Source organism: Roseivirga pacifica (assembly GCF_900111145.1).
GTDB lineage: Bacteria > Bacteroidota > Bacteroidia > Cytophagales > Cyclobacteriaceae > Roseivirga > Roseivirga pacifica.
The window spans coordinates 257,536-280,815 of record NZ_FOIR01000001.1; the positions used below are offsets into that span (position 1 = coordinate 257,536).

A 23,280-nucleotide genomic window follows, 5' to 3' on the forward strand; every position below is an offset into this window, starting at 1 on the left:
CAATCAATCTTTCAATTCAAACTGAATAGCATCTTTGGCTTTTTGATTGGTAAGGGCAATGGAAAGCACCTCTTCTGCCTGCTCCACAAAGTGGAAGGTGAGGTTCTTTCTGTACTGCTCTTCAATCTCCAGAATATCCTTCTCGTTTCTTTTACTCAGAATTATTTCTTTAATGCCAGCCCTTCTGGCTGCCAATATTTTCTCTTTAATACCGCCTACAGGCAGCACGTTACCACGTAGGGTAATCTCGCCCGTCATGGCTAGTTTTGCCTTCACTTTCTTCTGCGTGAAAACGGAAGCCAAAGCTGTGAGCATGGTAATACCTGCAGATGGTCCATCTTTTGGCACTGCTCCGGCCGGCACGTGCACGTGCAAATCGTACTGATCGAAAATGCGGTGGTCTATTCCATATTTCTCGGCATTCGACTTAAGGAAAGAAATTGCCGCCATGGCAGATTCTTTCATTACATCGCCCAGCTGGCCAGAAAGAATCAGCTTTCCTTTACCACGGCTTAAACTCGATTCGATGAAAAGAATTTCTCCACCTACAGAAGTCCAAGCTAAGCCGGTTACAACGCCCGCTAGGTTATTGTCGCTGTAAATCTCCTTATCGAAGCGTTTGCCACCGAGCACTTTTTCAATAAACTCAATGGTAACCTTTTTAGGATATTCCTCTTCCAAAGCAATCGATTTGGCCACGCTTCTAACCACAGAACCTACAATTCTTTCCAAGCTTCTCACACCCGATTCGCGTGTGTAGCCTTCAATTAAGAATTGAATTGATTTTTTGTCGAAGGTTACGTCTTTAGCCTTTAGGCCGTGCTCTTCCTTCTGCTTGGGAATTAAGTGGCGCTTGGCTATTTCTATCTTCTCTTCAATGGTATAGCCTGTTACCTCAATAATCTCCATTCTATCGCGCAAGGCAGGCTGAATGGTTTCCAATGAGTTAGCAGTTGCAATAAAGAGCACTTTCGAAAGGTCGTATTCTACCTCTAGGTAATTATCTACAAACTCACCGTTTTGCTCCGGATCGAGCACCTCTAGCAAGGCAGAAGATGGGTCGCCACGAAAGTTCGAGTTTACCTTATCTATTTCGTCTAGCACAAAAACCGGGTTCGAGAACTTAGCTTTCTTAATGTTCTGCACCACTTTACCCGGCATGGCACCAACGTATGTTTTCCTATGGCCACGAATTTCCGCTTCATCGTGCACACCACCCAAAGACATTCTGACATATTGTCTGCCCAGAGCTTTGGCGATAGAGCGTCCTAGCGAAGTTTTACCAACACCCGGAGGGCCATACAAGCAAAGAATCGGGCCTTTCAAATCGTTTTTCAACTTGAGTACAGCCAAGTATTCTAGGATTCTATCCTTAACTTTTTCTAAGCCATAATGATCGTCATTCAGTACCTTTTGCGCCTTCTTCAGGTCAAGATCATCTTCTGAATATTTCTCCCACGGCAAGTCAACCATTAACTCCGCATAGTTCATGGCAATGGGATACTCCGCTGCCATAGGGTTCATGCGCAAAATTTTATCTAGCTCCTTGTTAAAGTGATCGTGCACCTTTTTAGGCCAGTTCTTTTCAGCACCTTTTTGTCGAAGCGCCTCCACTTCTCGTTCTGGGCCATCTTCTCCAAGTTCATCCTGAAGCACTTTCATCTGCTGACGTAAAAAGTAGTCGCGCTGCTGCTGATCGATATCAGAATGTACTTTGTTCTGAATCTCATTCTTCAGCTCCAGCATTTGCAGCTCCTTAAGCAAGTATTGCAAAAGCTTGGTAGCACGCTTTATACCGTCATGCGTTTCTAGCAAGCCTTGCTTGTCTTTCGGCTCTGCGTTGATGTTGGAAGAAAGGAAATGCACCAAGAAGCTCGGCTTTTCAATATTTTCAAGCGCCACCTGAGCCTCTTTCGGAATCTCAGGGTTTAAGCTCATGATCTTATTCGCTGCATCGCGAATGGACTGAATAAGTGCCTTAACTTCTTTATTCTGTTTGGTAGGAAAATTCTCTGTGAGGTAGTTAACTTTTGCCTTAAAGTAAGGCTGCTCGTCTACAAATTCTTCAACCTCAAAACGCTGTTTACCCTGAACAATAATAGTGGTATTACCATCGGGCAACACCAGCATTTTTACGATTTTGGCAACAGTACCAATCTTGTAAAGGTCGCTAGCTCTTGGGTCTTCAATTTCTGGGTTTTTCTGTGCTAAAACGCCAATAATCTTATCTCCTTTATACGCTTGCTTAACCAGTTTTATGGATTTCTGCCTTCCCACGGTAATCGGAATAAGTACCCCTGGGAACAACACTGTATTTCGAACGGTCAAAATCGGCAACACCTCTGGCAAATCCGCTGCTTTAGATTCATCCTCCTCTTCCGGGGCGATCATCTGAATGAACTCGCCATTCTCATCTTCTCCCATTTCTGCCGCCAAAATTGTCCCGATTGTTTGTCTATCTATTTTCATATAAGAATGTCAAAGTGACACACAAGTCTGCTAGATTTGTGCGTATCCACAATTGCAAGCCTTATGCCAAAGGACGCTATGTCAGTATATCGCTTTCTTATGTCACTTATTTGCAGTAATTTCATAATACTTTCGCCAACCATAAACACGTTCGACTTTTGATCAAACGGGTATCGTTTATATTGCTCATACTTTTAGGCTTTGCTTGCTCTGCCCAAGCACAGTTTTGGAAAAAAAATAAGTCCGAAAAGCTGGCCCTCGATTCTGATTCCGTTTCCATTGAAGTTACAGCATTGACTTTTGATAATATTGATAATGTAACTTATGTAAACGAGAAACAGTTACGCAAAATTGAAAAACTAGATAGAGAGCAGAAATGGGAAGAACTTTATCCAGAGTTGAAAGCCTATGTTTCTAAATTCGGTACACTCAACTTTGCCCATCAAACCTACTACATCTGGCGCCTAGCTAAACTCACCGAAGTCTTCGCTTCGCCAGAAGAAGCCAAACCACTTTACGCCATGGTGCTTAAGCACCACAGAAGAGGCCTGAATATTCCCGAGATTCTCGCACGCTACGATTCGCTAGACCGCAACAAGAAGCAATATTTTGTGCCGCTAGATTATTACTACGACCTGGTAGAATTCCGCAGGCAGGTGGACACGTTGATTCCTCCTCGAAAAGTACTCACCAGTATGGGCGCCAGAATCAACTCAAACTTTGAAGACTATGCACCAGTAGTTGGGGTGAACGACTCCATTATTCTGTTTACCTCTAAGCGTAACACAGAAATTGACGGACTTAGAAGAAGGGAGCACGAAGACTTGTTTATTTCTGAATTTGATGGAAAAAACTGGAAAAAAGCCGAACTATTGGAAGCAGCACACAGCCAGTTTAAAGAAGGCTCGGGATTTATGACAAAAGACGGAAAAACGCTTTACTTCTCGCGCTGTGGAGCGCCTGATGGCTTTGGTAATTGCGACCTATACTACACCACTTATTTTGAAGGGGAAATTGAAATTGACTCCACCTATCAGGTGATGGACAAGAATGACCAGCTAAGCTACAAAACCACAAAAGTAACTGTAGACACAGCCTATTGGATACCCGCTGTTAACCTTGGCGAACAAATTAATTCTCCTACTTGGGACTCTCACCCCACGCTTAATGCCAGCGAAGACACACTCTATTTTTCTTCCGACAGAGTTGGTGGTTTTGGCTTATCGGATCTTTATTATAGTGTAAAGAATGGCAAAGGCAATTGGTCCGCACCCAAAAACATGGGGCCGATTATTAACACGCGCGGCAATGAGGTAAGTCCATTCTTCCACCCAATTCATAACGTGTTATACTTTAGCAGCAATGGTCAACTGCTCAACTTTGGCGATTACGATATTTACAAAGCTTACAAGGTTGAAGGAAAGTGGTCCGAACCCGTAAATATTGGCCCACTGGTAAATGGCGAAGGCACTGAGTTTTACTTTAGTATTGACAGAAAGTCTGAGTACATCTACTATGCTCGGTCGGAAGAGGAGAGCATGAAAAACCTCGACCTTTACTCCTTTCCACTACCTATGGAAGGTCAACCCCTGGCCACTACAAGACTAAGCGGAAGTGTAAAAGACATCTACGGCAAAATCCCTAAGAACATGGTGATTTCCGTTATCGATTTGGACGAAGGCGTAGAAGTGGCTCCTAAGTTTGCCCGAGAGGATGGCACCTTTGAGTTCGACCTAATTAATGAAAGAAACTACCTGCTCATTATTCAGGGCGATGACATTTTTAGGCTGGAAAAGTTCTTCTTTTTAGACGGAGACACCACCTACGAGGGTGTAGTAGAGCGTGTTTCGAGCAAGATAGAATTCAACTCTGTAGAGTTTGAAAATGGCAAAGCGAATATTCTGCCCGAAATGCACACCGACTTACAAAAAGTGATTGACTTTTTGATTGACCATCCGGATTTCAAGCTTAATATTTCTGGCCATACCGACTCTAGCGGCAGCCCAATTATTAACCTAAAACTATCTCAGCAACGTGCCGATGCCATTAAAGATTTTATTGTAAACCGCGCGCCAAGTATTGCACCACAACGCATTATGGCTATTGGCTATGGCAGCGAAAAGCCATTGGTTAAAGAAGAAAAAACTGATGAGGATAGAAAATTAAATAGGCGGGTCGAATTTGAAATTTATCGCGACCCGCCTAAGAAAAGAGCTGATGAAGAGATTAATAATTAAATCCCGAACAGCTTAAGAATATCATTACCGAACACAAAGACCATCAGCGCTAGCAGGATAATCATCCCTACTTTCTGAGCATTCTCTAAGAATTTATCAGATGGTGCTTTGCCCGAAATCATTTCGTAAAGCAAAAACATTACGTGACCACCGTCCAATGCTGGAATTGGCAATAGGTTCATAAAGGCCAAAATCATAGAAATAAAGGCAGTAGTGTACCAGAATTGGTTCCAATCCCAAGCTTTAGGAAAAAGATTAACAATACCAATTGGGCCACTTAAGCTTCTTGCAGAAAGGTCTCCGCTAAACATTTTACCCATTGCTCGGGCATTCACAATCACCAAATTGAAAGCATCAGCTGTTCCTTTTGCAGTTGCTTCACCAAAAGAGTATTCATTTCTTTCAACAGGAATCTGGCTAGCCATTAAAAAGCCTATTGTGGTATCCTTGTTTACAGGCACCTCAAAAGTTAAGGTTTCATTGCCTCTTAAAACTTCAACCGAAGCGATACCACCTGCATACGCACCCAAGATTGATTTGAATTGATCCGTATAACCTGCTGGCGTATCACCAACTTTGGTAATTATGTCACCATCAAATATCCCAACTTTCTTTGCATTGCTGGTCGCCAAATACTCAGGGTCTTCTGGGTATGCTACTTGAAACTTTGCTCGTGGGTACAAAAACTCCTGCTTAAAGGTTTTCTCTTTGGACATTAAGTCCAGTGCACCATCAGGCACAGTGATCTTTACTTGCTGACCGTTTCTTTCAACCGTATAATAAGCATCTGAATCAAGGAAAATAGCTGGGTCGGTTACATCAGAAAACCTCTCGTAATCCTCGCCATTAATGTTTAAAATCTTATCTCCGTTTTGGAAGCCAAATTGCTCACCATACTTAAACGCTTGCACACCATTTTCCTTTACATAGGTGCTAGGAATATACTCATCGCCCACATTGTAGGCAAGAATGATCATGGCGATAACACCGGCCACAACATTCACAATAATTCCACCCAACATAACGATCAGGCGTTGCCAAGCTGGCTTAGAACGGAACTCCCAAGGTTGAGGTGGCTGCGCCATTTGCTCCTTATCCATGGACTCGTCAATCATTCCAGAGATTTTTACAAAACCTCCGAGCGGAATGGCTCCTAATCCATATTCTGTTTCACCTTTTTTAAAGGAGAATAAGGTTGGGGGAAAACCGATAAAAAACTTCTCCACCTTCATTCCGAACATTTTGGCTGCCACCATATGGCCTCCTTCATGTATTCCCACTAAAATTGAAAGTGCCAGCAACAACTGGGCAACTTGTACTAAGGTTTCCATTAAATCTATTTAAATGCTTTTGCTAAAATTCTTGTCTCTTCGTCCGTTTGAACATAGTCCTCATACGTAGGCTGCTGCAAAAAAGATATTTTCTGCATGCAATGCGCTACTAAGTCCGACATTTCTAAAAATCCGATCTCATCTTTTAGGAATCTTGCCACGGCAACTTCGTTGGCAGCGTTCAGAATACATGGCATATTTCCGCCTTTATCCATTGCCTCGAAAGACAGTGTAAGGTTTCTGAAAGTCTCTAAATCGGGTGCTTCAAAAGTAAGCTCCGGATAATCCATAAAGTTAAATCGAGGGAAATCCGTTTTCAATCGCGCAGGATAAGTCATAGCAAACTGAATAGGCAGTTTCATATCGGGCAAGCCCATTTGCGCCTTCATGCTTCCATCCTCAAATTGCACCAAGGAGTGGATGATACTTTGCGGGTGCACAATCACTTCGATCTGACTCTTTTTCAGCCCGAACAACCATTTGGCTTCAATCACCTCAAGCCCTTTGTTCATCATAGAAGCCGAGTCGATGGTGATTTTTGCCCCCATTTCCCAATTAGGGTGTTTGAGCGCCTGCTCTTTCTTAACCCGCAACAATTGGTCACGTTTCATTCCACGGAAAGGCCCGCCAGAAGCCGTAAGCACAATTTTTTCAATTGGATTGTGAAATTCACCCACCAAACATTGAAAAATCGCTGAATGCTCAGAGTCTACAGGATAAATGTTAATGCCCTTCTCAGCCGCGAGCTTTGTTATCAACTCACCCGCTACCACCAAAGTCTCTTTGTTGGCTAGTGCTATGTTTTTGCCACTCTCAATAGCTGCAATTGTAGGCTTTAGGCCAGCATAACCAACCAACGCTGTAAGCACCAAATCAACACTATCCATTTGCACCACGCTGCACAATGCATTTGCACCAGCATACACCTTTATATCGAGCGGATCGAGCGCATCAAACACCTCTTGGTATTTAGCCTCGTTACCAATTACCACTACATTCGGCTTAAATTTTCTGGCTTGCTCAATTAATAAAGTTGCACTGTTTTGGGCCGTTAAAACCTCTGCAGTAAAATGTTCTGGGTTCGCAGCAATTACCTCTAAGGCTTGCGTGCCTATTGAACCAGTAGAACCAAGTATGGCGATATTTTTAGATGTGCTCAAAAGCGATAAATCAATTATGCTTAATCTGATTTTGCGAAAGGGCATTTCGCAGCGCTGCAAATTTAGACCTTTTTCAAAGGGCAGCAAATTTGTTTTCTGAATGGCAAAAGCGTGCGTTCTAATTCAACCGCTTCAACAAACCTTCCGAGCCTAAGCTGGTTATTAAGACTGTGGCCATAAAGTCGGACACCTACCCTTTTATTCCCTGAAGGGATTATCCTAAACTCAATGTTTTCCCTTAAGGGTTAGGCAAGGACCTGGTAAAAATACTTCAAGGGCTTTATAGCCTTTCAATACTGTGCAGCCAATGCTTAAATGAGCTCGTTCTTAACTTTAATTAACAGGCGCGACTGATCAAAAGACAGGCTCTCGCGTATGTTTGTTTATCCAAGCTTACAAAATGTCAGTATTTAGTGGCTTGGCACATTCTTTAATATATAGTATTTGGAAATACTTGAATGTTATGAAAAAATCTATTCGACTTACATTATTAGCATTTATAGGTGGGCTCTCAGGAGCTCTTGTCATTCAATTGTTTGTTGCCAAACCTCAGGTTACAGAGATCATCCGTGAGGTTCCTCAGGTTGCTGAGGCCAATTATTACCCTTCGGAAGAAAGGGACGACCGCAGATCGGCAGCAGTGCCATTCGATACTCCGGCAGACTTTCGAACGGCAGCCGAACGCTCCGTACACAGCGTGGTATACATTAAGAATATGCAACGCAGCCGCAGAAGCATGAGCTTTAGAGACTGGCTTTACGGAAGAGAAACACCCTCTAGAGAAATTGCCATTGGCTCAGGATCTGGTGTGATCTATTCTGAAGACGGATACATTATTACTAATTACCATGTAATTAAAGATGCGGACGATATTGAGGTGCAGCACGAAAAGCAAACTTACAGGGCTGAGTTGGTAGGTACTGACCCTAACATGGATATTGCCGTACTGAAAATTGACGCTAAAAACCTACCTGCAATTGATGTGGCCAAAAGTAGCAACGTACGTGTTGGCGATTGGGTACTGGCCGTTGGTAATCCTTTCAACCTAACCTCTACCGTAACCGCGGGTATCGTAAGTGCCATTGGCAGCGATGCAAATGCAGTGAGAGAAAACTTCCCAATTGAGCTATACATTCAAACCGATGCGGCTATTAACCCTGGCAACAGCGGTGGTGCACTGGTTAACACCAATGGCGATTTGGTAGGTATTAACACATCTATTATCTCGCGCACTGGGTCTTATGCGGGTTATGGCTTTGCCGTTCCTTCTGATGTGGTAGTAAAAATTGTGGAAGACCTGAAGAAGTATAAGGTAGTGCAAATGGCCTATTCGGGTGCCGAATTTGCCGATATCACAAGTGAATTGGCTGACAAAGAAGGACTCAAGTCGCTTGAGGGCGTGTTTATCCAATCGGTAAAAAGAAATGGTGCAGCCGATAAAGCCGGCCTAAATTCTGGAGATGTGATTAAAAGCATTAATGGAAGAACCATTAACAGTAGAACCAAACTTGAAGAAGTTATCTCGGCATTATCACCAGGGGACAAAGTTGAGGTTGGCTACACCAGAGGCAGCAATGCTTATAACACCACCGTTACCATGGAAAATGCATTGGGTAACACCGATATTCTAGGTGCCGATGCCTTAAATCCGGACGACATCTACTTCTCTGACTACCTGGGTGCAGAAATGCGATCGCTCACAAAAAGCGAATTGAGTGAAAACGATCTTCGAGTTGGCGTAAAAATTACCAGCATTGATAAAGAAAGAGGCTTTTTAAGAAGACTCGACTTAGAAGAAGGCGACATTATAGTAGCCATAAACAGAAGATTAGCCGGAGACCCCGAAGCTGTTGCCAATTACTTGCAACGCTATTATGGTCGCATTTACATCGACATAATCGACAGCCGAGGCAAAGAGAAGACACTAACATATACTTTTCAATAAGTCCCCGATAAAACAAAACAGAAAAGCCACCTTGTGCTTACCAAGGTGGCTTTTCTGTTTTAAGCTCTAAGGAACTTCTCTAGTCTGCTCTAACAGTCTAAATCAATCCCTCACCACATTCTTAAAGCCTTTTCTGTATTCCGAAGGACTCTTATCTGTAAACTCTTTAAAGCACTTATTAAAGTGTGAGAAGTTATTGAAGCCGCTTTCAAAACTCACCTCTGTAATAGACATGGAAGTTTCTGCCAACAGTTTGGTTGCGTGAACAATACGATATTCATTCACAAACTTGGTAAAGGTCTTTCTCGATATCTTTTTAAAGTAGCGACAAAAGGCAGGCACAGTCATACTCACTTTATCCGAAATTTCCTCTAAGCTAATGTGCTCCTTAAAATGGTCTCTGATATAAGTATACACATCATTCATGCGGTCGTTGTCCTTTGTATCTACCGCCAGCGCCACACCATCGGCATTCAACACCTCAAACTCTTGAGATTGCGCTAGATCTTTTAAAATACTTAGCAAACCGATCAGTCGATCGTAATGATCTGTCCAAGCCAAGGCTTCAATTCTATCGCCAATCTTCTTTTTGGTTTCACCATGAAAGGCCAAGCCTTTTTTAGAAAGCTCCATCATTCGCCTTACGTTGGTCATTTCTGGCAACGAAAAGAACACATCTCCTAAAAAGTCCTCTTTAAATTGAATCACTGTTTCGGAACGGTTACCGGTTAATCTATCAGTAAAACCAAAGTGCGGCAGGTAAGACCCCATAAGCACTAAGTCACCATCATTAAAGTAAGACATGTGCTTACCAATGTGGCGCTTGCCACTTCCCCCATGAACATAAATCAGCTCCAGCTCAGGATGGAAGTGCCAGTTAGCCAGTACGTTCTCGCACGACTTGGAGAACCGCCTTAACAGAAAACTACTTCCAACAGCTGGTACAATCTGTTCTAAGGAAGGCTTCGATATGTTACTAACGCTTTGCATGCCTGTATAAATGAAAGTTAAATGGAATAGTTCCAAATTTCATGTGCAAAATTAACCAATATATGTTCAAAATTACACACCACTCCATCAATACCCTATACATAGGTTAAAATAGCATATAAACTGGCGAAATCCGTTGTAGTACAGCGCTTCGGCACCCTATACCTTTGTAGCATAAATGGTTATTAAAATGTTTAGCAAAATGAAAACAATGAAGAAAGTAATGTTGACAGCCGTAATGATTATGGTATCAACTTTTGCCCTTGCTAATGACACCAAGCCAGCTGTTAAGATAGAGAAGACGGGAGTTAAGACCTTTGCAGTTATCGCTTACGGTCTAAACGAAGGAGAAACAGAAATCGCGTTCAGAGACCAAGATGGTCGCATCCTATATTCAACTACTCTTAAGGGTGGTGAGCGTTACGCAAAGAAATTAGACTTGAACAACTTGCCAAATGGCAAATATGTACTTGAAGTAGAAAACAAAGCAACTTTTACTGCTACTCCGCTTGAAGTAAACGCATTTACTGCCATTGCTCAGTTTGATGGCCAAGTTTCAATCTTGAAACCATTGGTACACCAAAAAGGTGGCAAGTTGGATGTTATCCTTCCTACTGAAGTGCAAGCAGATGTCACTATCTACGATAACAATGCAAGAAAAATTGCTACTGAAACAGTAGCCGGTAGTTCTCTTAAGCGTTTCGACCTATCGAGACTAGAAAAAGGTGACTACACAGTGATGGTAAAAACTGGTGGAAGAAATTTCATACAATCAGTTTCATTGGATTAAGTTATCCAAGGATTTCATTATGGATTCGGGGGCCTTTGGCCCCTTTTTTTGTGCCTTTTATTCAAATCCCTCCCTATACTGAAGCTATATTTTCTATAAACATCGGGCAAGGCACATTAATTTTTTACATATTTAGTAACGAAACTATTCGCCATTCAACCGATTAATAATGTTACGAAAAGGTATTTTTCAATTTATACTACTTTCATTTAGTGCTATTGTTTTCGGTCAAAACAGAGGCTCTTTTACTATTGGAGTACTAATTGACGAGGATGTTCCCGAAGTAAACCGGTTGTACGATAGGCTAAAAAATGAAGTGTCGGCAGTAGTTGGAGAAGATGCAGAGCTGCGCTTTCCTGACGAGTACTTTTTAGTCAACAACTTCAACCCCGAACTAGCAAAAAGTCAATACAAGTCATTAGAAGAAGGAGACCCCGACATCATTTTAGCCTTTGGCATAAACAGCTTTATGGCCATCAGCTCTTTTCAAACTTATGCTAAGCCTACCATTATTTTCGGCAATGCGCCCTTCGACTTTCTCAATATTGACAATACCCGAACAAGCACCGGCATAAACAACCTCTCCTTTATTATTACACCCATGACGTATAAGGAGGACCTAAAGACATTTTACGACCTCTACACTTATACTAACATAGGCATTGCTGTAGACCAATCACTCAACGATGTGCTACCCTATGAAGAGCTCATCAAGCCTGCTTTTGCCAACTTAGATGTCTCGTACAAAATCATTCCGTTCAGCAACCCTCAGGAAATTATAAACGAACTAGACAGCCTAGACGCGCTATATCTGAGCGGAGGCTTTCTTTTAACTGACAACGAGATTAAAATCCTTGCAGACACTTTAATTGCAAAAGGAATTCCCTCTTTTACCACAACACACGCCAACGATGTAGTGCTCGGCCTATTGGCAACTAATCAATCAACAGAAAATGATGACCAAATCATTAGGCGGGTAGCACTAAACATTGAGGCAATCATTAATGGAGAAAACCCAAGTGAGTTACCACTCTTTCTTGACGGCCAACAGGGGCTTACCATTAACTATAATACCTCTGAACAACTTGGGCTTTCTATTCGGTACTCATTACTTGCCACTACCACATTGGTAGGAGACTTGGGCAAATCTATGGCCGAAGTTACTTACGATTTGCCAACGGTGATTAATGAGGTAATTGAAAGCAACCTCAACCTACAGGCTAGCAGTAAGTCGGTAGCGCTTAGCGAGCAAGATGTAAAATCGGCCAAGAGCAATTACCTGCCAGATGTTACCGCCACAGCAAGCAGTACTTACGTAGACCCCGAAATTGCAAAAATTAGTAATGGACAAAACCCAGAGTATCAAACCCAAACCGCAGTTACCCTTAATCAAACCATCTATTCGCCCGATGCCAGTGCTGGGGTTAGAATAAATAGAGAACTAAAAGAGGCTCAACAAAAACAATACGAGGCCGATCAGCTAAACACCATTTTCGAAGCGTCTAATGCTTACTTTAACACACTACTGGCCAAAGCCACGCTTATTATAAACGAGCAGAACTTAGAGCTCACAAAAAATAACCTGAAGATCGCCACCCACAACTATGAGGCAGGCCAAGCGGGCAAACCAGATGTACTTCGTTTTAGAAGCCAACTGGCACAAAACACTCAATCTCTCATCGAGTCTGTAACTGGGTTAAAGCAAACCTACTTCGACCTAAACCAATTACTAAATCAACCAATGACAAGGGAGATTGAGGTTGAAGATGTCTTTTTAGATCAAGGTACTTTTGAACGATACAACTACGATGAGCTCAAAACCATTCTCGACAATCCGAATTACTTCAATGCTTTCTCAGAGTTTTTGGTCTTAGAAGCAAAAAAGAACTCTCCCGAACTACAGGCATTAGATTATAACCTGAACGCCAATGATTTTAGCCTGAGGAGAGCCGCCAATGGCAGGTTCGCTCCAACGCTAGCGCTGCAAGGGCAATATCAGTACTACATTGACAGGAGTGGCGCAGGTGCCGAACCAAGCATACCTGGTTTTCCTGCAATACCAGAAAGCAACTATTATGTAGGGCTTAACCTTTCACTGCCGATTTTCGAGCGCAATATTCAAAACATTAATAAGCAAACCGCTACCATTCAGCGAGAGCAAATAATGCTCAACAAGCAAAACACACAGCTTGGTTTAGAACGAAATGTGAATGTGGCAGTGCTGCAACTCATCAATCAAATAGCCAATTTAGAGGTATCAAAAGTTTCGGAAGAAGCCGCAAGAGAAACTTTAGAGCTTACCCAAGACGCCTACTCCAGAGGTGCCGTAAACGTGGTACAATTACTCGATGCCCAAACAAATTATTTAAGAGCCAGAATAGCCAATGCTACTGCAGTTTACACATACCTGATTAGCGCCTTGCAGCTTGAAAGAACCATCGGTTACTTCTTTATGCTTCATACCGAGGAAGAAAATCAAGACTTTATGCAGCGCTTTATCACCTACTTCACGCAAAGAAATTAGTCTCGTTTATGAAAAAGCTTAAGCACATTTCCAGACTTTCATTAGCAGCCATAATTACCCTAAACATGGCCTGTAAAGAGGAAAAAACAGAGGAAAAACTACTCCGCCCTGTGGTTTTTCAAGAAGTAAGCCTCAACTCAGGAGAAGAAATAAGAACCTTTAGTGGTACTGCACAGACCGATAAAATCATCAATCTGAGTTTTCGAAACAGCGGAATCATTACGGTTTTCAATATCCGTACAGGGCAGGTTGTTCGAAAGGGGCAGCTTTTAGCACAACTCGACAATGTTCAGTCGAGGCTGGCCTACGAGCAATCTATAGCCCAGATGAACAGTGCGGAGTCTCAAATGAAAACCGCCAAACTGAATTACGATAGAATCCGCTCGCTTTATGAAAAGGGGAGTGCTTCATTGAGTGACTTTGAAAACGCCAAAAACTCCTACCAAAACGCGGTCAGCGGTTTTGAATCGGCCCAGCGCAGCGTTGACATTCAGAAAGAGCAGATCAACTTTGGCTACATCTACGCGCCTGAAAATGGTGTAATAGCCTCCACCGAAGCAGAAATAGAAGAAAACGTAAACCCTGGCCAAGTAGTAGCAGTACTAAATGCCGGCAACAAAATGACCATTAGCCTTGGCTTACCAGAAAGTGTGATTAACCAAGTGCAGGAAAACATGATGGTAGAAATTGCCTTTCCAGCTATTCAAAACAAGACCTTTAAAGGGGAAGTTACCGAGGTAGCGCCTGCTGTAAACCCAAAAACAGCAACCTACCCCGTTAAAATCGACATATCAGACGCCACTGAAGCAATTAGGTCGGGTATGGCAGCTAATGTAACATTCAACTTTAGCCACCTAATTACTGAAGGGCTGATTATACCTGCCAAAGCCGTGGGAGAAGATAGCAATGGCAGATACGTGCTTTTGGTTGATGAATCTTCCAATCCACCTAGGGTAAAAAGACAAGACATTAAGATAGGCAGGCTCACCACCGCAGGTTTCGAGGTTGTTTCAGGACTGTCGCAAGGTCAAAAAATAGCAACTGCCGGACTTCAAACCCTGCTTGATGGTCAAGAAGTGAAAATTCAACAATAACCTCCTTTTCAATCAACCAAAACTCAGCTTATGAATCTTGCCCAATTCTCGATTGAAAAGAACAGAATAACCTTTATGGTGCTGGCCACTGTATTGGTTATGGGAATGGTTTTGTACAAATCGCTTCCGCGCGATAGTATGCCACCTTATACGGTTAGGGTTGCCAACGTAATTACCCAGTTCCCTGGTGCCAGTCCAGAGCGAGTGGAACAGCTCGTAACGGACAAAGTGGAAAAGGTTACACAAGAACTTCCAGAGCTAAAAGAGGTTACCTCAACCTCAAGAACTGGGCTTTCTGTTGTTACAGTTGAGTTAAAAGAAGAAGTTTCTCCCGAAAATTTACAGGCCGTTTGGGACAGATTAAGAAGAAAACTAAGTGCAATTGAAGGCCTGCCACACGGTATTACGCCCTTTCTTGATGATGACGGAATAGGAGATGTCTATGGAATCGTAGTTGGACTTTGGAGCGATGGAATTCCTGAGTCGGAAATGAAGGATTATGCCGATGACATTAAAGATGCGCTTATAAAACTACCCGATGCCGCGAAAGTAGAACTAGGCGGGGCACAAAACGAACGCGTGTTTGTAGAATTCGACAATGCGGTGCTTAGCGAATACGGCCTTACATCAGGCATGCTTCAAAATGTGATTAACTCTGTGAACATTTTGAGTTCGGGCGGGCAGCTAAACCTGGAAGACGAACGCATAATTCTAGAACCTACCGGAAACTTTAACTCTATTGAGGAAATCAAACGGACACTCGTACCCGTTGGCGATGGCACACAAATTATTTACCTAGAAGACATTGCCACAATCACCCGTGGCTACATTGACCCGCCCAGTCAGTTGGTGAGGGTAAATGGAGAAAAGGCCATCTCGCTTCACGTTAATTTGAAAGATGGCGCCAATGTAATAGCCTTGGGTCAAGATGTAGACCGCGTAATGGAGGAATGGAGAGGTAGGCTACCCTACGGCTTAGAGCTTCAACGACTATCTTCGCTTGACGCCTACATTGACAATAAAATCAGCGATTTCATTGTCAACCTCATCCAATCCATAGTGATTGTGCTTGTAGTAATGCTCATATTTCTGGGCATGCGCACGGGCAGTATTATCGCCAGCCTTATCCCTATGGTAACAATTATGACACTCATGCTAATGGGCGCCATAAGCATGGGCTTAAATCAAGTTACACTAGCTGCGCTCATCATGGCCCTTGGCATGATGGTAGACAACGCCATTGTAGTTGCCGAAACCATTATGGTGAAAATGGAAGAAGGAATTGAAGCCAAAAAAGCCGCCATCGATGCCTGTGGAGAGCTCTTTACACCACTTTTAATTTCTACACTTACGACTTCTGCCGCCTTCTTAGCCTTCTATATGTCTGAAACCACCATGGGAGACATTGTTGGGCCAATTTTCGTGGTTATATCCATGGCACTCCTCTCCTCCTGGCTATTGGCACTCACTGTCATCACATTGTTTTGTTATCTCTTCTTAAAAATCCCTAAAAAAGGAGAGAAAAAAGCCTCGGTAGTAGACAGAGCCATCGAATGGATCAAAGGCTACTATGAAAGACTTATACTTTTTGCCTTGGGCATAAAGAGAACGGTACTGGTAGTGATTGTAGCGTTCTTTTTTCTTTCAATTTATGGCTTTACACAAATCACCTTCCTGTTTTTTCCTGATAGTGACCGGAACATGATTACGGTAGACATTAACCTACCGGAAGGCACACGAATTGAAAAAACGCAGCAAGTTGTCCAAAGTATTGAACAGTTTATTCTCGACTCACTTAAAACATCCGAAGCAAGACCCGATGGCATCGTAGATTGGTCATCGTTTATTGGTGCTGGCCCCGAGTCTTACGATTTGGGCTACACGCCAGACGAACCAAACTCTAGCTATGCACATATGCTGGTAAATACTTCTCATTTTGAAGTAAATCAAAATGTTGTGAACAAACTCGACCGCTATTGTTTCAACAACTTCCCGAACGCTGACATTAAAGTGGCCTTTCTTGGTTCTGGGGGCGGAGGCACGCCAATTGAAGTGAAAATTTCTGGCGACAACCCAGATGAATTGGCAGTGATTGCTGAAACCGTAAAGCAAAGGCTTTCCGAAATAAGCGGAACCAAAAACGTAAAGGATGATTGGGGGCCGAAGAGTAAAAAGTTCGTAATCAATATTGACCAAGCCAGGGCACAAGCTGCTGGGGTCACTAGCCAAGACATTGCTACATCGGTTCAAACCGTACTAGACGGATTCCAAACGGGAGAGTATCGTGAAGACGACAAGTCCATCCCCATCATTCTAAGAAGTGTCGGCAGCCAGCAACAGTCGCTTCAATCCATAGAAACGATGAATGTTTACAGCCAAAGTACTGGCCGAAATGTACCCTTGCTACAAGTGGCCAATATTGAACCACAATGGCAGTATGGTAAAATTAAACGCCTTGATATTAACAGAACCATAGTTGTATCGAGCGAATTGAGAGAAGACGGAAATGCCGCTGCAATTACCGCAGAGCTTACTCCTTGGCTTGAAGAGCAAACCCAAAACTGGCCGGCATACTACACCTATAAATATGGTGGCGATGCGGAAAACACAGCAGAAAACATGGGGTCGGTTATTAAATACCTGCCACTTTCGGGCTTCATCATTGTGTTATTACTCATCATTCAGTTCAACTCGGTTAGAAAAATGGTAATGGTAGTTTCCACAATTCCATTGGCAATAATCGGGGTAGTTATTGGCCTTTTACTATCGGGAGAACCATTCGGATTTATGCCTTTCTTAGGAGTAATATCGTTAGCCGGTATCGTTATCAATAATGCCATTGTACTAATCGACCGAGTGGAAATAGAGCAGCGCGAATTTCAGCGTTCTGACCAAGACGCGATTATAATGGCTTGCTTACAACGATTCCGGCCAATACTATTGGCAACATTCACCACTGTACTAGGGCTCATTCCGCTCTATTTAAGTGGCGGAGAAATGTGGGAAGGAATGGCCATAGCCATCATGGTAGGTTTATTATTTGGTACACTCATTACTTTGGTATTTATACCTTCATTCTTCAGCGTACTATATAAGGTGAGTTATGAGGGCTACGAATTCAACAAAGACCTATTGAATGAATAAGCTGTTCGACAAGCTTTATCCGGTTAGATTCGAGCTTTTCTTTTACAGCCTGGTACTCATTCTATTCGGGTCGCTGCTCGTTCCTATCAGAATATTTAATGATTATCTGGCTCAGGCATCGCTGGTCATCAACGTACTTGCCGGAATACTTTTGTTAAAGCACAAAAAAGGACTGGTAACGCTTTGCGTTGTGTTTCTGTGCCTGCTGCTAATTGCAAACATTATTAAGCTTACCGACAGCTCAAATTTCGGTGATCAAGTATTCAATCTTAGGCTCTTTATCTACTTCTGCTTTTATGCATTGGTTTCCTTCCAAATCGTCAATCAGGTTTGGAGCTCTAAAGAAGTGACCAAAAAAGTAATGTACGGCCTGCTAAGCGGTTATATCTGTATTGGGCTTGTTGCCTTTTTTATATTCTTAATTATTGAAACCTACACCCCGGGCTCCCTGCAAGGTGTTGGTATAAATGCCAGCGGAAAGGCAAACGGAGAGTCCATAATGTACTTTAGCTACATTACCATGATGACCATAGGCTATGGCGAAATAACTCCAGTAACTCCTTTGGCCCAAAAGGCCACAATGATGGTAGGCCTACTTGGGCAATTTTACCTCGTAATAATTATGGCTGTAGTACTCGAAAAGTACATCCGAACCTCAAGAAAGGGTAAGAAAGATTAAACCTGCTTCATGCGCATCTTCTTCTTCAATTCATCAATTGAATGCGCAAATTTCTGGTCAATATCAATCATATCGCTTACCGACTGCACCGCGTGAATCACCGTACTGTGATCTCTACCACCAAAGTGATAACCGATAGATTTTAATGAATGATTGGTGTACTCCTTACAAAGGAACATAGCTACTTGGCGAGCAATCACAATCTCCTTTTTACGGGTTTTGTCCTTCAAATCATCAACACTAATCTGGAAGTACTCACCAACTGATTTTTGGATGTAGTCTATACCTACTTCAGACTCAATGTCGTGAACAATATTTTTGAGCGTTTGCTTAGCCAACTCCAGATTGATGTCGGTTTTATTAAGCGTTGCATGAGCGATCAAAGAAATTAAAACACCCTCCAATTCTCTCACGTTAGTATCTACACTATAAGCCAAGTATTCCACTACATCGTCAGGAATATAAATTCCGTCCGACTGCATTTTCCGCATAATAATGGCCATACGTGTTTCAAAGTCTGGCATCTGCAAGTCAGCAGTAAGCCCCCACTTAAAGCGAGAAAGCAAACGATCTTGCAAGCCCTTCAAGTCACGCGGTGCGCGATCGCTGGACATAATGATCTGCTTACCGTTCTGGTGCAAGTGGTTGAAAATGTGGAAAAACATTTCCTGCGTTTTCTCTTTACCAGAGAAGAACTGCACATCATCAATTATTAGCGTATCAACTTGAAGGTAAAAGTTGGTAAAGCTCTGAATGTTGTTGTTCTTAATGGCATCGGTGAACTGCGTTGTAAACTTCTCTGACGAAACATACAGCACAAAATTCTTCTTACCCTCAGAACCAATCTTGTTACCTATGGCCTGCACCAAGTGAGTCTTACCCAAACCAACACCACCATAAATCATTAGCGGGTTGAAAGAAGTGATTCCCGGCTTTTCGGCCACTGCAATACCGGCAGATCTTGCCAAGCGATTACAGTCTCCCTCAATGTAATTCTCGAAATTATAATTCGGATTGAGGTTTGAGTAACGAGCGTTCTCATCAAGCGATGGCATCTCAAACGGGTTGCTCACCTCGTTCACTTTAACCTCCTTATTCCAACCATTACTCTTTTGGTTGTTGTTATTTGGCAAAGTCACCATGTAAGGTTGGTTCTGCACGCTGCCACTATCAACAATTACAGAATACTCCAACTTACCCTCTGGCCCCAATTCTTTATGAATACATTGCCTCAACAAATGCACATAATGCTCCTCCAAATACTCGTAAAAGAATTGGCTAGGCACCTGTATAGTCAAGGTTTTATCAGAAAGATGTAAGGGTTTAATCGGTTCAAACCAAGTTTTAAAGCTTTGCTCTCCAACCTGTGTCTTGAGAAAATCAAGACAGTCTTCCCATACCGATGTGTCGCTTTTTACCATTGATTTTAATTCACCCGAATTCAAAGAAAATGCTCAGTTTTTCAAAAGAGGGGAAACAAAAATGATAAAAATCTGACGAACATGAAAGCCGTTTGACTCCCATCCGACAAAATAGTTTTCCCCAAGTAAAACGGAGTTATCCACAGCTAAAAATGTGGATAACTCCGTTTATCCACCGACCTTCGATGGATTTCTGCCTGCAAAACTACATCGCATTTCTTATATCTTCCCAACTCAAACCGCTATTTTAGCAGAAGGAAATTACTGGAAATGGGAGAAAAATTACTACAAGAATTTCAGTCTCAGACAGATGCTGATTGGATTGAGAAATTAAAAAAAGATTTAAAAGACAAACCGCTCGACACCCTTAACTGGGAAACTGCCGGTTTGAAGGGCAAACCATTCTACTCGAAAGCCGACTTACCCGAATCGCTTCACAATTTTGAAAACCGACACCAAGCCCCAGAAGCATTTGGTGCGCGACACTGGGTAAACTATCAGCTTATAAATGTTGACAAGGAAGAGCTGGCGAATAAAAAGGCGATTGAAGCACTACAAAATGGAGCAGATGGCATTTGCTTTGCAATAAATTCACGACCCAATTTCAACACCCTTTTAAGCGACATTGAACTTAACTTTTGCAGCGTTTCTTTTAAGCCAAACAATGCAATCGATGTAAATGAGCTAATAGCCAACTATCAGGTTTATTTAGATGAAAAGGCCATTGATAAGACCAAGGTTTCAGGCTTCATCTCAGGTGCTCAAGTCTTTCAAAACGAAATTCCCGCATTAAAAACAGCATCATTTGTTTGTGATGCCAAAGATCACTTAGCGAATTCAATTTCCGCGTTGGTATCGGCTATTCAAAAAGCTATTGATAACGGGGTTAACCCATCGACCTGTTTTCAAAACCTTGCCATTGTAAGCCTTCAACAAGCTGATTATTTTGAGGAAATAGCCAAGCTGAGAGCCATTAGGCTAGCAGTGAAAGCTTTGGCAGCACACCATGGCATAACACTCCAAAATAGTGACATAGAAATTGTAGCCATGAGTGCTGATTGGAGTGAAAGCTTGGACGATCCACACAGTCATTTGCTATACGCCACCACGCAGGCCATGGCCTCAATACTGGGTGGTGCCAACGCACTTTTGGTTCAGCCGTTCTATCCCGTTTTTCCAAACAAGCCACAATTGGCCGAACGAATAGCCCGAAACATTTCGAGCATATTAAAAGACGAATCTTACCTAGGCAAGGTAGTAGACCCGGCAGCAGGCGCCTATTTTATTGAAAACATTACCAACCAACTACTTTCGGAAGTTCAGGCCAATACAGGCATTAGCTTGGGGCAACAATCGGGAGTTTCAAATTCAGCCAATGCACAAAGCTGGAAAACAGCTGAAGGAATTGATGTGCCAGAAAGCCTAAGTGCCCGGGAGTTGAGCAAAATGGAACACCTCGATTTTGTGGCCGGAATAGCACCCTATTTACGCGGCCCATACAGCTCTATGTACACCGTACGTCCATGGACTGTGCGCCAATACGCAGGCTTTTCTACTGCCGAAGAGTCTAACGCTTTCTATAGAAGAAACTTGGCGGCAGGCCAAAAAGGGCTCTCCGTAGCTTTCGATTTAGCTACCCACCGCGGCTACGATTCGGACCATCCACGTGTGGTGGGCGATGTAGGTAAAGCTGGTGTTGCAATCGACTCTATTCTGGACATGCAGTTGCTTTTCGACCAAATTCCTTTGGACAAAATGTCGGTTTCGATGACCATGAATGGGGCGGTAATTCCAATCATGGCCTTTTATATAGTTGCTGCTGAAGAGCAAGGCGTTTCGCGTGAGCAACTAAGCGGAACCATTCAAAACGACATTCTAAAGGAGTTTATGGTGCGAAACACTTACATCTATCCTCCTGCTCCTTCCATGCGCATAATCGGTGATATTTTTGAGTACACCGCCCAACACATGCCGCGCTTCAACAGCATTTCTATATCGGGCTACCATATGCAAGAGGCTGGCGCTACGGCCGATATTGAGCTGGCCTACACCTTAGCCGATGGGCTTGAGTATTTGCGTACTGGAATAGCCGCGGGCTTGGACATCGATGCCTTTGCTCCGCGCCTTTCGTTCTTCTGGGCCATTGGCATGAACCACTTTATGGAGATTGCGAAAATGCGTGCCGGCAGATTGCTCTGGGCTAAACTGGTCAAGCAATTCAATCCGAAAAACCCAAAATCGATGGCACTGCGAACACACTGCCAAACTTCTGGCTGGAGCTTAACGGAGCAAGACCCGTTTAACAATGTAACCAGAACTTGCGTGGAAGCCATGGCGGCCGCACTTGGCCACACACAATCGCTGCACACCAATGCTTTGGATGAAGCCATTGCTTTACCGACCGATTTTTCGGCCAAAATTGCGCGTAACACACAACTCTATCTTCAGAAAGAAACGGGCATTACAAAAGTGATTGACCCATGGGGAGGTTCGCATTATGTAGAATACCTTACCGACCAGCTAATGAGAAAGGCTTGGGCGCATATCGAAGAGATTGAATCATTGGGCGGAATGGCCAAAGCCATTGAAGAGGGCTTACCTAAAATGCGCATCGAGGAAGCGGCAGCAAGAAAGCAGGCGCGAATAGATTCGGGTAAAGACGTAATCGTAGGGGTTAACCGCTACGCTACAGATGAAAAAACAGAGATCGACCTACTGGAGGTAGACAACTCGGCTGTAAGAAAATCGCAGATTGCCCGATTGGAAAAGCTCAAATCGGAGCGTGATAATGAAGCCACACAAGCAGCTTTAGCTGCGCTCACCAAGTGTGCCGAAACTGGCGAAGGCAACTTACTGGATTTAGCCGTGGATGCCGCACGCAAAAGGGCCAGCTTGGGAGAAATTTCCATGGCCATGGAAAAAGTATTCGGCCGCCACAAAGCTGTGACCAGATCGATTTCGGGTGTATATTCGAGTGAAGTGAAGGAAAACGAAGACTTTATTAAGGCCAGAGACCTGGCCGATGAATTTGCTGAGGCCGATGGTCGCAGACCGCGTATTATGGTGGCCAAAATGGGCCAAGACGGTCACGACCGTGGTGCAAAAGTAATTGCCACCAGCTTTGCCGACTTAGGTTTTGATGTGGACATAGGACCGCTCTTTCAAACACCACAGGAGGTTGCCCTACAAGCTGCCGAAAACGATGTGCACATTGTAGGCGCATCGAGCTTAGCGGCCGGCCATAAAACCTTAGTTCCGGAATTGATTAATGAACTGAAGAAAATTGGCCGAGAAGACATTATGGTGATTGCCGGTGGCGTAATTCCGCCAAACGACTACAACTTTTTGTATGAAAATGGCGTCTCATTTGTGTTCGGCCCGGGCACGGTTATTGCCAAGGCTGCTCAGGAAATTCTTAAGAAATTATTGGAAGATTAGTATAGAACACTGTGCAATAAGAAGCTGATTGCAAAAAAACACCTCAAAGTTTCATGGT

The 23,280-nt window shown here is 43.2% G+C and carries 13 protein-coding genes; 8 read left to right on the forward strand and 5 right to left on the reverse strand.

Features of this window, described 5'->3' with window-relative positions; translation table 11 throughout:
* Nucleotides 1-3 precede the first annotated feature (3 nt).
* Entirely contained in the window at nt 4-2,469 is a 2,466-nt protein-coding gene (lon, locus tag BMW98_RS01175; RefSeq protein ID WP_090256563.1) for an endopeptidase La, read from the reverse strand.
* Between the two features lie 182 nt (nt 2,470-2,651).
* Here lon and BMW98_RS01180 point away from each other — a divergent pair, with 182 nt between their 5' ends.
* Nucleotides 2,652-4,706 (forward strand): OmpA family protein, encoded by a 2,055-nt coding sequence (locus BMW98_RS01180; RefSeq protein ID WP_090256564.1) that lies wholly within the window; start codon nt 2,652-2,654, stop codon nt 4,704-4,706.
* Here the strand turns inward: BMW98_RS01180 and rseP are convergent.
* Together rseP and BMW98_RS01190 are read right to left on the reverse strand one after the other, a co-directional pair.
* Entirely contained in the window at nt 4,703-6,037 is a 1,335-nt protein-coding gene (rseP, locus tag BMW98_RS01185; protein ID WP_090256565.1) for an RIP metalloprotease RseP, read from the reverse strand. The two genes, BMW98_RS01180 and rseP, sit on opposite strands and share 4 nt — an antisense overlap.
* A 5-nt stretch (nt 6,038-6,042) precedes the next feature.
* Nucleotides 6,043-7,197 (reverse strand): 1-deoxy-D-xylulose-5-phosphate reductoisomerase, encoded by a 1,155-nt coding sequence (locus tag BMW98_RS01190; protein WP_420820072.1) that lies wholly within the window; start codon nt 7,195-7,197, stop codon nt 6,043-6,045.
* Between the two features lie 463 nt (nt 7,198-7,660).
* Between BMW98_RS01190 and BMW98_RS01195 the strand changes: the two genes are divergently transcribed.
* The gene (locus BMW98_RS01195) at nt 7,661-9,142 is read left to right on the forward strand and encodes a trypsin-like peptidase domain-containing protein (RefSeq protein WP_162844635.1); all 1,482 of its coding nucleotides are present in this window, start codon (nt 7,661-7,663) and stop codon (nt 9,140-9,142) included.
* A 102-nt stretch (nt 9,143-9,244) separates the two neighbouring features.
* Here BMW98_RS01195 and BMW98_RS01200 read toward each other — a convergent pair whose 3' ends face one another.
* Nucleotides 9,245-10,132: a helix-turn-helix domain-containing protein gene (locus BMW98_RS01200; protein WP_090256567.1), complete on the reverse strand. Its 888-nt coding sequence runs from the start codon at nt 10,130-10,132 to the stop codon at nt 9,245-9,247.
* A 211-nt stretch (nt 10,133-10,343) separates the two neighbouring features.
* On the opposite strand from BMW98_RS01200, the gene BMW98_RS01205 reads away from it, so the two are divergent.
* The 5 genes from BMW98_RS01205 to BMW98_RS01225 all read left to right on the forward strand — a co-directional run bounded on the left by BMW98_RS01205 (nt 10,344) and on the right by BMW98_RS01225 (nt 18,363).
* Nucleotides 10,344-10,922, forward strand: a complete 579-nt coding sequence (locus BMW98_RS01205) for a hypothetical protein (protein WP_139177334.1) — start codon at nt 10,344-10,346, stop codon at nt 10,920-10,922.
* 169 nt (nt 10,923-11,091) lie between these two features.
* Nucleotides 11,092-13,446: a TolC family protein gene (locus BMW98_RS01210; RefSeq protein ID WP_090256569.1), complete on the forward strand. Its 2,355-nt coding sequence runs from the start codon at nt 11,092-11,094 to the stop codon at nt 13,444-13,446.
* Nucleotides 13,447-13,454: 8 nt separating this feature from the next.
* The gene (locus BMW98_RS01215; RefSeq protein WP_222843592.1) at nt 13,455-14,540 is read left to right on the forward strand and encodes an efflux RND transporter periplasmic adaptor subunit; all 1,086 of its coding nucleotides are present in this window, start codon (nt 13,455-13,457) and stop codon (nt 14,538-14,540) included.
* Between the two features lie 30 nt (nt 14,541-14,570).
* Nucleotides 14,571-17,684 (forward strand): efflux RND transporter permease subunit, encoded by a 3,114-nt coding sequence (locus BMW98_RS01220; protein ID WP_090256570.1) that lies wholly within the window; start codon nt 14,571-14,573, stop codon nt 17,682-17,684.
* Complete coding sequence (locus BMW98_RS01225) at nt 17,677-18,363, forward strand: potassium channel family protein (RefSeq protein WP_090256571.1); 687 nt, start codon at nt 17,677-17,679, stop codon at nt 18,361-18,363. Before BMW98_RS01220 ends, BMW98_RS01225 begins: the two co-directional genes overlap by 8 nt.
* On the opposite strand, the gene dnaA is transcribed toward BMW98_RS01225, so the two are convergent.
* Nucleotides 18,360-19,784, reverse strand: a complete 1,425-nt coding sequence (gene dnaA / locus BMW98_RS01230; RefSeq protein WP_090256572.1) for a chromosomal replication initiator protein DnaA — start codon at nt 19,782-19,784, stop codon at nt 18,360-18,362. The genes BMW98_RS01225 and dnaA overlap by 4 nt on opposite strands.
* 270 nt (nt 19,785-20,054) lie before the next feature.
* On the opposite strand from dnaA, the gene scpA reads away from it, so the two are divergent.
* Nucleotides 20,055-23,222: a methylmalonyl-CoA mutase gene (gene scpA / locus BMW98_RS01235; protein WP_090256573.1), complete on the forward strand. Its 3,168-nt coding sequence runs from the start codon at nt 20,055-20,057 to the stop codon at nt 23,220-23,222.
* The last annotated feature ends 58 nt before the right edge of the window (nt 23,223-23,280 follow it).